Source organism: Corynebacterium sp. HMSC076D02 (assembly GCF_001813815.1).
Classification (GTDB): Bacteria; Actinomycetota; Actinomycetes; order Mycobacteriales; family Mycobacteriaceae; genus Corynebacterium; species Corynebacterium simulans.
Genome location: NZ_KV814016.1, coordinates 19,737 through 31,009 on the forward strand (window position 1 = coordinate 19,737; position 11,273 = coordinate 31,009).

The 11,273-nt window shown below is 61.3% G+C and carries 11 protein-coding genes; 5 read left to right on the forward strand and 6 right to left on the reverse strand.

The annotated features are described in order from the left end of the window. Positions 1 to 7 precede the first annotated feature (7 nt). Positions 8 to 646, forward strand: coding sequence for a heme-binding beta-barrel domain-containing protein (locus HMPREF2935_RS00175; RefSeq protein WP_062037318.1), 639 nt, complete (start codon positions 8 to 10; stop codon positions 644 to 646). Between the two features lie 8 nt (positions 647 to 654). Here the strand turns inward: HMPREF2935_RS00175 and HMPREF2935_RS00180 are convergent, their stop codons facing one another. Then, complete coding sequence (locus HMPREF2935_RS00180) at positions 655 to 1,521, reverse strand: aminodeoxychorismate lyase (protein WP_070731510.1); 867 nt, start codon at positions 1,519 to 1,521, stop codon at positions 655 to 657. Positions 1,522 to 1,551: 30 nt separating this feature from the next. Here HMPREF2935_RS00180 and HMPREF2935_RS00185 point away from each other — a divergent pair, with 30 nt between their 5' ends. Both HMPREF2935_RS00185 and HMPREF2935_RS00190 read left to right on the forward strand, forming a co-directional pair. Then, the gene (locus tag HMPREF2935_RS00185; RefSeq protein ID WP_070731511.1) at positions 1,552 to 2,610 is read left to right on the forward strand and encodes a CAF17-like 4Fe-4S cluster assembly/insertion protein YgfZ; all 1,059 of its coding nucleotides are present in this window, start codon (positions 1,552 to 1,554) and stop codon (positions 2,608 to 2,610) included. Positions 2,611 to 2,788: 178 nt separating this feature from the next. Next, positions 2,789 to 2,989, forward strand: coding sequence for a DUF3073 domain-containing protein (locus tag HMPREF2935_RS00190; RefSeq protein ID WP_179294342.1), 201 nt, complete (start codon positions 2,789 to 2,791; stop codon positions 2,987 to 2,989). Positions 2,990 to 3,482: 493 nt separating this feature from the next. Here the strand turns inward: HMPREF2935_RS00190 and purM are convergent, their stop codons facing one another. From purM to HMPREF2935_RS00205, 3 genes are read right to left on the reverse strand one after another with little or no spacing between them, the layout of a single operon-like run. After that, entirely contained in the window at positions 3,483 to 4,535 is a 1,053-nt protein-coding gene (gene purM, locus HMPREF2935_RS00195) for a phosphoribosylformylglycinamidine cyclo-ligase (RefSeq protein ID WP_061924525.1), read from the reverse strand. A 21-nt stretch (positions 4,536 to 4,556) separates the two neighbouring features. Further along, positions 4,557 to 6,056: an amidophosphoribosyltransferase gene (gene purF / locus HMPREF2935_RS00200; protein WP_070731512.1), complete on the reverse strand. Its 1,500-nt coding sequence runs from the start codon at positions 6,054 to 6,056 to the stop codon at positions 4,557 to 4,559. A gap of 10 nt (positions 6,057 to 6,066) precedes the next feature. Continuing rightward, positions 6,067 to 6,471 (reverse strand): sterol carrier family protein, encoded by a 405-nt coding sequence (locus HMPREF2935_RS00205; protein ID WP_070731513.1) that lies wholly within the window; start codon positions 6,469 to 6,471, stop codon positions 6,067 to 6,069. Between the two features lie 34 nt (positions 6,472 to 6,505). Between HMPREF2935_RS00205 and HMPREF2935_RS00210 the strand changes: the two genes are divergently transcribed. Further along, positions 6,506 to 7,525 (forward strand): acyl-CoA thioesterase, encoded by a 1,020-nt coding sequence (locus tag HMPREF2935_RS00210; protein ID WP_070731514.1) that lies wholly within the window; start codon positions 6,506 to 6,508, stop codon positions 7,523 to 7,525. On the opposite strand, the gene HMPREF2935_RS00215 is transcribed toward HMPREF2935_RS00210, so the two are convergent. Both HMPREF2935_RS00215 and HMPREF2935_RS00220 read right to left on the reverse strand, forming a co-directional pair. Further along, a complete protein-coding gene (locus HMPREF2935_RS00215; protein ID WP_062037299.1) occupies positions 7,522 to 8,439 on the reverse strand; it encodes a MaoC/PaaZ C-terminal domain-containing protein in 918 nt (305 codons plus the stop codon). The genes HMPREF2935_RS00210 and HMPREF2935_RS00215 overlap by 4 nt on opposite strands. Continuing rightward, positions 8,440 to 9,768, reverse strand: coding sequence for a 3-oxoacyl-ACP reductase (locus HMPREF2935_RS00220; protein WP_070731515.1), 1,329 nt, complete (start codon positions 9,766 to 9,768; stop codon positions 8,440 to 8,442). Positions 9,769 to 9,922: 154 nt separating this feature from the next. Here HMPREF2935_RS00220 and HMPREF2935_RS00225 point away from each other — a divergent pair, with 154 nt between their 5' ends. Further along, complete coding sequence (locus tag HMPREF2935_RS00225) at positions 9,923 to 11,221, forward strand: acetyl-CoA C-acetyltransferase (protein WP_070731516.1); 1,299 nt, start codon at positions 9,923 to 9,925, stop codon at positions 11,219 to 11,221. Positions 11,222 to 11,273: the final 52 nt, after the last annotated feature.

The window sequence follows — 11,273 nt, forward strand, 5'->3', positions numbered from 1 at the left end:
GTGCGTCATGAGCGAAAATAGCAACGAAAAGCTAAATGGCAACGACGCTGTCAACAATGCCGCCGAAGCATGGAAGGACGCAGCGAACCGCAACATCCCGGCCATGGAAGTCGGCAACAACCCTCTGCCGCAGGAAACCGCTAACCTGCGTCAGGGCCCGTCGCTTCACGACGGCCTGCTAGCCCTTCTTCCCCTCGTAGGCGTCTGGCAGGGCGAAGGCCAGGCCCACGATGCTTCCGGCGAGCAGTACACCTTTGGTCAGCAACTTATTGTCAGCCACGACGGCGAGAATTACCTAACTTATAGCTCCCGCACCTGGCGCATCGACACCGAGGGCAAGCCGCAGGGTGCCGATATCCGCGAATCCGGTTACTGGCGAATCTCCTTGAAGGACGAGATCGAGATGACCTACACCTCCTCTAACGGAATCGTGGAGATCTTTTACGGCGAGCCTTTCAACGAGCGTGCATGGCAGCTCGAGTCCGCGTCCACCATGGTTACCGAAACCGGACCGAAGAACTTCGGCCCAGGCAAGCGCATGTACGGCTTGATGCCGAACAACAACCTGGGTTGGGTCGACGAGCGCATGGTCGACGGCGAGATGCGCCCATACATGTCCGCTGAGCTTGAGCGCGTAGCAGGCTAGTTTAAGCCCTACCGCGCAAGCGCGGCATCAAGCAGGCCTCGGATTTCCGCAGCGTTATCCGGGGCCTTTAGCTTTGAGCCATTGAGGTTTGTAACGCGTACGGCGGTGCGCACTGAAGAGACCAGCCACACCGAATCGCAGCGCTCAAGATACTCCGGCGTGATTTCTTTAGCCTTGCAGCGATAGCCCTGCTGCTGCGCGTATTCGAAGAGCGCAGCCTGCGTGGTGCCGGAGAGAATCCCCTTCGCTGCCGGGGTGCGCAGCTTGTTTCCACGCACTGCCACGACGGTGGAGGTGGCGCCTTCCAAAACGATGCCACTGTCTGGGTCGACGAAGATGACGTCGTCAAATCCCTTCCCCTTTGCCAGGCGCAAGGTAGCCATGGTGGCAGCGTAGTTCAGCGTCTTGGCGGGCAATTCCTCGGCCACGTGCCACAGGCGCGGGGTGGTCATTACCTTGACGCCCTTCTCGCGCTGCTCAAGTAGCTTTTTATCGATTGCCTGCACCACAACCCAGGCGCTCGGGTGGCCCGTCGATGCACGCCCGCGGGTATAAGTCCACGTGCACTTGGCCTCGCCTATCTCATCACCGCCGAAGTAATCCGCGATGGCGAGTTCGGTGGCTTCCTTCCACTTTTCAATCTGCGGTTCCGGCAGCTCGAGGGCCCGCGCTGAGTTCACAAAGCGCGCGCTATGCCGGGCAAGGTTGGCCACCTTGCCATCACGCACCAGCAGCGACTCAAAGATGCCGTCACCGCGAGTGACAGCGGCGTCATCCCAATAGATAAGTGGCAGCGACGGAAGTTGCTTGCGCACAGAACCACCATAGGGCTCTACAACGTAGATGACCGGCTCTTTTCGAGGCGTGAACTCCATAATTTTTATTATGCCCTACCATCGGATCTCGTGAGTTATTCTTCGCCACTTTTAGCGCGCACAGGCGCCGCTGAGTTCCAAGACACCACTGCAATCGACGCCGCGGGCGTCGCCTGGCACTACGGTAACCCGCTCAAGGAGCAAAGGATCATCGAAACCGGCTCCGGGATCGTGGACCGCTCCCAGCGCCGCGTCATCAAGGTCGAGGGCCCAGAGGCTGCGACCTTCCTCAACAACTTGTTATCGCAAAAGCTTGACGACGCCCCCTCTGGCTTCAGCGCCGGCGCCCTCGACCTAGACATACAGGGCCACGTGCTCCACCACATGGATCTCACCCGAGTTGGTGAGGCCTTTTACCTAGATGTTCCAGAAGCCCAGTTTTCTTCGCTGATGGATTTTTTGACCAAGATGATCTTCTGGTCCCAGGTGACGGTGGAAGAAGCGCCCTTGGCGGTTATCACCGTGCTGGGTTCTGCCCTGCCGGCGCCAGCGAGCGCGGTAGTATCGCGCGACGTCGCCTGGCGCGGCCCACAGCGCACGGACTATCTCGTCCCGCGTGAAGACCTAGAGGCAGCCGTGGCGGAACTGGAATCGGCTGGCGGAACCTTGGTGGGACTGATGGCCTACACCGCCGAGCGTGTAAAGGCGTTGGAGCCAGAGCTTGCCGCAGACCTAGATGCGAAGGCGATTGCCCATGAGGTCCCGCACTGGATTTCACGCGGGGATGCGCCGGCATTCGTGCATCTGAATAAGGGCTGCTACCGCGGCCAGGAGACCGTCGCCCGGGTGGAGAATCTCGGCCGCTCGCCGCGGCTTTTGGTGATGCTTTATCTTGATGGCTCGGCACCTACCCGTCCGGAGATTGGTGCGGACGTTACCCTCGGCGGGCGCCGCGTGGGACGTCTCGGAACAGTGGTCGATGACTGCGACTTTGGCCCCATCGCACTCGCGCTGGTCAAGCGCTCGGCTTTGGGCGGCCAGCAACTAGTCATTGGGGATGTCGCTGCATCCGTGGAAAATGACTCAATCCCCGTCGATGAGGGCCCGAAGGCGGGACGAGCTGCGGTAGAAAAGTTGCGTGGCCGATAACTCATTTAGCCCTCTGCGCGAGTTATCCCACTCGTTTTGGCATATGTAGGGGGGTGGTGCGGAATTTTTTCGTCACACAGGCTATTGTGTCTAACAGGAAGATACACTTTTAGATTTAAGCCGATGGGGCGTCCAAGAATCCCTGGAACGCCCTACTCACCTCAAGGGGGTCATGCACATGGGACGCGGACGCGCAAAGGCAAAGCAGACCAAAGTTGCACGCCAGCTGAAGTACAATTCGCCTGAAATGGATCTGGATTCGCTCCAGCGGGAGCTTGCCTCCCAAAACCCGAACAACTCCCACGATTACGAGGACGAGGATCCTTACGCCGACTACGTCGACGAGTGGGACGAAGACGACGAGGAGGACCAGCGCTAAGGCGCTTTCCTTTTCGCCGCTGGGACTCCAGCTGTAGGCCGCGGCCGCTTCGCGTGGTTGCGGCCTTTTGCTTTTGGCCGCTGCCCGGCTCTTTCCCGCGGTCCCCTGCTCTTCACGGCCTCTTCCCTGGTCTGCCTGGGCTGCCCCTACTCTTCCCTCGGCCTTCCTTCAGCCTTCCCTCGGCCGGCATTTCCAAATGGTGAGGAACAAATGGTGAGGTGAGGAGTCACCCGCCCCAGGAGCCCACTGTAGTCACAGCGGTTACGGTGCGACCTCACCATTTGAAAACCACACTAGGCTTCGACTGCATTTGGCGGCCGCGGAACAGACGGCCCTAAATGGTGCGGTTTTACCATCCGCGCGAAACACCGAGGAGCCGAGCGGAAGCGCAGGAAAACCGGCACCGGAAGAGGAAAACCACAAACGACCTCCCCTCCTCCACCGCGATGTGGCAGAGAACGGAAGGCCGAAAGCAGAAGTGGTTGGGCGGGGCTTAGTAGTTCGGGTGCTCGCCGTTCATGATGACGCGCTCTTCGCCCTCGCCAGCGGCGCGTATGGTGCCGAGTTCCCACGCATCAACGTGGCGGGCAGCCATCATAGCCAGGGCGCGCTCGCGATCCTCCGGAGCGACGACGGCAATCATGCCAACGCCCATGTTGAAGGTCTTCTCCATCTCCTCCAGGGAAACCTTGCCCACAGAAGCGATGGTCTTGAAGATCTGGCCCGGGGTCCAGGTGGAACGGTTAACTTCAGCGGTCAGGCCCTCCGGAATGACGCGCTCCAGGTTACCGGCCAGGCCACCGCCGGTGACGTGGCAGAAGGTGGAAACGTTGCACTCAGCGGTCAGAGCCAGGCAGTCCTTGGCGTAGATGCGAGTCGGCTCCAGCAGCTCCTCGCCGAGGGTGCGGCCAAGCTCCTCGATGTGTCCATCGAGCGGTAGACCTGCCTGCTCCAGCAGGACGTAGCGAGCCAGGGAGTAGCCGTTGGAGTGCAGGCCGGAAGAGGCCATCGCGATGAGGACATCGCCGTCACGGACCTTGTCCGGGCCCAGGATGGAATCTGCCTCGACTACACCCACGGCGGTTGCGGAGACGTCGTATTCTTCTGGGTCCATAACACCTGGGTGCTCAGCGGTCTCGCCGCCGAGGAGCGCAGCGCCTGCCTGCACGCAGCCCTCAGCGATACCCTTCACAATCTCTGCGACCTTCTCCGGCACGACCTTGCCCACGGCGATGTAGTCCTGCAGGAATAGCGGCTCCGCGCCGCACACCACGAGGTCATCGACGCACATTGCAACCAGGTCGATACCGATGGTGTCGTGGACGTCCATCGCCTGCGCAACGGCCAGCTTGGTGCCAACGCCATCGGAGCCTGCAGCCAGGACCGGCTCTTTGTATTCGCCCAGCTTGAACAGGCCCGCGAAGCCGCCCAGGCCGCCCATGACCTCCGGGCGGGTTGCACGCTTTGCGTGCGGCGCAAACAGGGTGACGGCACGGTCGCCTTCTTCGATGCTGACGCCAGCTGCTGCGTAAGTATTCTCGCTCATTTTTGTTCCTTGCCTTGTGTTTTAGGATTCTTCGCCGAGCAGGGAGCGCACGGCCTCAGCGTTCGGGTTGCCGGCCGGGAGGCCGAGTGGGTAGACACCGTCAAAGCAGGCGATGCACAGCTCATGGTGAGGCTGCTGGGTCGCGGCAACCATCTCATCGATGGAGACGAAACCGAGGGTGTCGGCGCCAATGGCGTCACAGATGGTCTTGCAGACTACCTCTGGGTCATCCGACGGATTCGCATTCGCAATGAGCTCGCCCGGGGAGGCGAAGTCAATGCCATAGAAACATGGCCACTTCACTGGCGGCGATGCAATGCGAACGTGCACCTCCGCCGCGCCCGCCTCGCGCAGCATACGAATCAGCGCGCGCTGGGTGTTGCCACGCACGATAGAGTCATCCACGACCACCAGGGACTTGCCCTCAATGACCTCGCGCAGCGGGTTCAGCTTCAGGCGAATGCCCAGCTGGCGCAGCGTCTGGGTGGGCTGAATGAAGGTACGTCCCACGTAAGCATTCTTCACCAACCCATGGCCGAAGGTGATGCCGGACTCCCGGGCATAGCCCACCGCCGCCGGGTTACCGGACTCAGGCACTGGAATGACTAGGTCCGCGTTCGGCGCCGGGTATTGCCGCGCTAGGCGACGCCCGATTTCCACGCGGGTCGCATTCACCGAACGGCCCTTGATGTTGGTGTCAGGACGCGCCAAGTACACATACTCGAAAATGCAGCCGTGGCGGGTTGGCTCCGCAAACTTTTCGGAGCGGATGCCGGCTTCGTCGATGGAGATGAGCTCGCCCGGCTCGATCTCGCGGATGAACTGCGCGCCGACGATGTCGAGCGCACAAGTCTCCGAAGCCACGACCCAGCCCTTTGGCAAACGGCCCAGCACCAGCGGGCGCACGCCGTGCGGGTCGCGCGCAGCGTAGAGGGTGTGGCCATCAGTAAAGGTCAGGCAGAATGCACCTTTAACGCGAGGGAGCAGCGCACGAGCGGATTCGAAAACGCTGACGGTATCACTCACGCCGTCGGCAAGCAGCATGGACAGGCACATGGAATCGGAAACCGACTCCTGTTGCGGTGCGATCAGCCCGCGCTCTACTGCTTCCTCGCGCAGCTCCAAGTAGTTAACAAGGTTGCCGTTATGGCCCAAGGCAATGTCGGTGCCGTTGGAGGTGGTGGCAAACATGGGCTGCACATTGGCCCATTCCTTGCCGCCTGCGGTGGAGTACCGGGTATGCCCGACGGCGACATTGCCCTGGAGAGAGGCCAGGATGGATTCATCGAAGATATTGGACACTAGGCCCATATCCTTGAATACGACAAGGCTGTTATCGTCACCGACTGCGATACCGGCGGCCTCCTGGCCACGGTGCTGCAAGGCGAAGAGACCGAAGTAGGTCAGCTTCGAGACCTCTTCACCCGGAGCCCAGACGCCAAAGACGCCGCATTCCTCGCGAGGTTCGGTCTCGTTGTGATCATCGAGATTGGTGATATGGGGAGTTCTTTCAGCTACCACGGCGCTAATCCTAGTCGTTGTGGGCAGTAGAAACTAACGGAATGACTGGCAGCCACCCTGCGATTTCGCCAGAGCGGGAGCCGGAAGCTTCGAGGCGAGCGGCGGAAACGGCCTCTTCCCAGCGGAGCAGGCCCGTGGCCAGCTGCAACCACGTCAATGGGTCCATCTCCACCACATTGGGTGGGGTACCCCTGGTATGGCGAGGACCTTCGATGCATTGGACTGCCACGAATGGGGGCACCCGCAGCTCTACGGAATGGCCCGGCGCGTCGGCTTCGAGGGTGCGGGCGGTGCGACGGACGGCATCGGCAAGCATTGCCCTACCTGGTTTTTCCACCTCATCGGGGCGTTTTATCCAGTCTTGGACCGCCACAACGGCAGCGCGCGCGGCCGCTGGGTCTACCTTATTTTTCATGCGCTAATTCGGCCTCCCTGATAACTTTCTATGCATGTCACTAACCCTTCCGGAACAAGAGAATACTGAAACCGCGAAGTCGCCATCGATCACCCTCCGATTCATGGCGGCGCCCACGGATATGACCATCGCTGGTGCGCAGGGCATTGGCGGCGGCCGCGTCTTGGAGTGGATCGACAAGGCAGCGTATGCGTGCGCGGTCCAGTGGTCCGGCACTTACTGCGTTACCGCCTATGTGGGCCACATCCATTTCACTCGCCCGATTCCTTCCGGGCACTTGGTGGAGGTGCGCTCGCGAATCGCCATGACAGGCCGTTCTTCGATGCACATCGTCAACGAAGTCCTTTCCGCAGACCCACGCGATGGCATCTTCACACGCGCTTGCGATTGCTTGGTTATTTTCGTGGCAAAGGATCCGGAAACGGGTAAATCCACCCCTGTGCCACCGTTTGAGCCGACTTCCGACGACCATCGTCGTGTCTGGGAGGCGGCCGAGTCCCGCATCGAGCTGCGCCGCGCCATCGAGGATGAGATGGAAAAGCAGACTTATGACGGGCCTTCCGACGCCCCGCGCATGATCAACCGCTTCCTGGCAAAGCCGACCGACGTCAATTGGGGCGGCAAGGTCCACGGCGGCACCGCCATGGAGTGGATCGATGAGGCGGGCGCGGCCTGCACCATGGGGGGGTCGGGCGAGCACACCGTGGCCGTTTATGCCGGTGGTATTCGCTTCTACCAGCCGATTGCCATCGGTGACCTCATCGAGGTGGATGCCCGCATGATGCGCACCGATGCGCGCTCCATGCAGATGTCCATCCACGTCCGCTCTGGCAACCCGCGCGGTGGACGCCAGAATCTGGAGACCGCCATCCACGCCACGGTTTCTTATATGGCGATGGACGCCGACTGGCAGCCGATGGCAGCCCGTCAGTTCACGCCGAAGACGGCAGAGGACAAGGCGCTGTGGGAGCACGCCGGCATCCTGCGCGAGCTACGCGGAAAGTACTCCCCGAAGCCACTGGTTGTGGCTCCGCAGCACCAGCACTTGGATTAGTGCGCTGGCTCCACGTTGACGGCAACGTGGAGCTTTTCTACGTTTTTGGCCTGGCGCAGCTGCGCGTTCCAACCGGAGCCTTCTTTTTGTTTAAAAAGCGCCGTGGTGGCGGGCAATATGACCGGCTTGTAGAAGTCTGCCTGCACGCGCACTGCATCGGGCAGGCGCCCCTCAAACGCAGTGAGCATCTTGGCGTGGGTGAACATGCCATGGGCAATCGTGTTCGGAAAACCAAAGGCCTTCGCGCCCAGCCGGGAGGTGTGAATGGGGTTCTTATCCCCGGAAGCGGCCGCGTAGGTCTTTACGGCTTCCGGGTTAAAACGCAGCGTTGCCATGGCCGTTACCTCCGGCGCGGGCTTTTCCGGCTGCGGCAGGAAGCGGGCAGCTTCTGGCCTTACCTGCACATCTGCCGGGGTGGAGGAAGAAAAGTGCGCTTTGGGCCCTAAGAATGCGGAGGTTTGCTGCCAGACCAAGATGCCTTCTACATAAATGGAGGTAATCATGTCGAGCACCAGCCCCTTGCGGTGGCTGCGCAGGTTCTCCGCGTGGACGTCGATGGTAAAAGTATCTTCCACGTGCAAAGGGCGGAATTGTTCAATCTTGTTTGAAAGATGAACGATGCCCATGGCGGGGAAAGGAAAACCCGGCGAGTCCATGACTTTGACCGCTAGCGGGAAGGCCAGCGCATAAGGGTAGGTAACCGGAACCTCGTTGCCCAGGCGGAAACCCACTGCTTGGCAGTAAGCAGCAAGATGCTCCGGATCAATGTGTACGCCTTCTACCCGGTAGGCAATTGGTGGGTCATCGATAACGCGTTTTCCCGCAACACCGGGCAGCGCCTTTATCACCTGCTTGCGGTAAAGCGTGGAAAGCTGCGGAATCTCTTTCAGGTTCTGCACATTGCGGTCTAGCATTTACGCTCCCATCATGTTCTGGCCGCACACGCGCACGGTGTTACCCGTGACCGCCGCGGAGGCCGGGGCAGCGAAGTAGGCGACGGTCTCGGCGACGTCAACTGGCAAGCCGCCCTGCTGCAGGGAATTGATGCGGCGGCCAATCTCACGTGGGCCAGTGGGCATGGCTGCGGTCATGGCAGTTTCGATAAATCCCGGCGCCACCGCGTTGATGGTCGAACCGTTGTCTGCCAGTACCGGGGTGAGGGCATCAACCAGCCCAATGATGCCGGCCTTGGTGGTGGCGTAATTGGTCTGACCGCGGTTGCCGGAGATTCCCGCCATGGAAGACACGCCCACCACCGCTGCCCCGGTTGCAAGATCTCCGCTATCCAGCAGCGCCTCGGTGATACGCACTGGAGCTATGAGGTTAACGGCGAGGACGGCGTCCCACTGCCCCTCGTTCATATTGGCCAGCAGCTTGTCACGGGTAATGCCGGCATTGTGGACGATGACGTCGATGGGGCGGCCATAGTGGCGCTGCGCATGCTTTGCGATGGTCGCGGCAGCACCCGGGTCAGTAACGTCCAGCGGTAGCGCGGTGCCCTTGACCTTGTTTGCCGTTTTGCTGAGGTGCTCGCTCGCGGCGGGGACGTCGATGCAGATGACTTGCGCGCCATCGCGCGCCAGCACCTCCGCGATAGTGGCGCCGATGCCCCGGGCTGCGCCGGTGACCACGGCAAGACGGTCTTGAGAAGGCGCCTGCCAGTCTGCGTCCGCCGCGGCGGTAGCGGCCTTCACGCGCACCACCTGGCCGTCTACGAACGCTGACTTACCGGAGAGGAAGAAGCGCACCGTGGATTCGATTTCCGCCGTGGCGCCGGGTTCGACCCAAATGAGGTTCACGGTACCGCCTTTGCGCATCTCCTTAGCCAGCGAACGCGTGAAACCCTCGAGGGCGCGGGCGGCAATGCGGGCATCGATGGTCGCGGTTTTCTCCGGGGTAGTGCCGATGACCAGCAAGCGTGCATTCGGTGCGAGGTTGCGCAGCTGCGGATGGAAGAAATCGTAGAGCTCCCGCAGCTGCTCTGGCTCCTCGATTCCGGTGGCGTCGAATACCAGCGCACCCCGGGCAGTTTCCGCCTCCACCGAAAGCAGCTGATAGTCCACTGCGAGCGCAGTGGAAAGGAAGTGGGCGATGCGGCCCGCTCCTGCAGAACCAATGACCACTGGGGCGTCTAAAGCCGGCTCCCCGGAGGTGAAGCGGCGCAGCGGATAGCCCTGCGGCACGCCCACCTTCGCGGCTACTGGAGAGTTGATTAGTTTCTCAGCGAAATTGAGTTTGGGCATTCGAAATCCTTCCTTTAACAAGGTTGCAAGCCTTTTTGCAAGAGGTTGCAGGGTTAGTTAATTGAGTGATACAACTAACATTATCATTCGGAGTGTGATTTAGAACATTCCAGTGAAAACTTTTCTACCTCTGGTTTCCCAGCAAGGAGTCGCAATGACCAGCAGTTCGCCCCGCGTCGCAATCCTGGGCGGCAACCGCATTCCGTTTGCCCGTTCCAACAAGGAATACGCGCACGCCTCCAATCAAGACATGCTCACCAGCGCCCTCGACGGACTCGTCGCGCGCTTCGGCCTGCACGAGGAACGGTTAGGGCTCGTAGCAGCAGGCGCGGTACTCAAGCACTCGCGAGACTTCAACCTCACCCGCGAGGTAGTCCTTGGCTCGGCGCTTACTTCTACTACCCCGGCACTCGACATGCAGCAGGCCTGCTGCACCTCATTGGCCGCCGCCATCCATGTTGGTGACGCCATTGCCCGCGGCCGCATCGAATCCGGCATCGCTGGCGGCACCGATACCATCTCGGACGCCCCGCTCGCCGTCAACGATTCCCTGCGACGCACCCTCATCAGACTCAGCCGCGCAAAGACTTTTTCCCAACGCGCAAAGCTCATCGGCTCAATTCGCCCCGCCCAGCTCGCGCCCGAGCAGCCCCAAAACGGCGAGCCGCGCACGGGGCTTTCCATGGGCGACCACGCGGCTATCACGGCCCGCGAAATGGGCATAAGCCGCGCTGACCAGGACAAGCTCGCGCTCGCTTCTCACCAGAAGCTCCATCAGGCCTGGGAGGAAGGTTTCTTTAACGACCTCAGCACCGGCTTCATGGGTGTTAACCGCGATACCAACCTCCGTCCTGACTCCACGCCAGAAAAGCTCGGCCAGCTAAAGCCGGTCTTTGGAAAGCGCGATGCCGAGCAGCACGGCACCCAGGCCACAATGACCGCCGGCAATTCGACGCCGCTTACCGACGGCGCGGCAGTCACCCTCCTAGGCAGCGAATCCTGGGCCGCAAACCATAACCTCGAGCCGCTTGCCTACCTAGTTGATTCCGAGACCGCCGCAGTGGACTTCCTACACGGCGGAGACGGCCTTCTCATGGCGCCGACCTATGCGGTGCCGCGCCTCCTCGAGCGCAACAACCTCACCCTGCAAGATTTCGACTTCTACGAAATCCACGAAGCCTTCGCCTCACAAGTCCTTGCCACCCTGAATGCGTGGGAGGACGAGACTTACTGCCGCGAGCGCCTCGGCCTGCCCGGCGCACTCGGCCCCATCGACCGCAGCAAGCTCAACGTCAAGGGTTCTTCGCTGGCTGCCGGCCACCCCTTCGCGGCCACCGGGGCGCGCATCCTCGCCACCGCCGCGAAGGTCCTGCAGGAAGCAGGCGGTGGCCGCGCTCTTATCTCCATCTGCGCCGCCGGCGGCCAAGGCGTGGCCGCCATCATCGAACGCTAACCCGCACCCCAAAAATCCCCGGCTACCAAAAGCAGCCGCCCAAAGAAGGAAA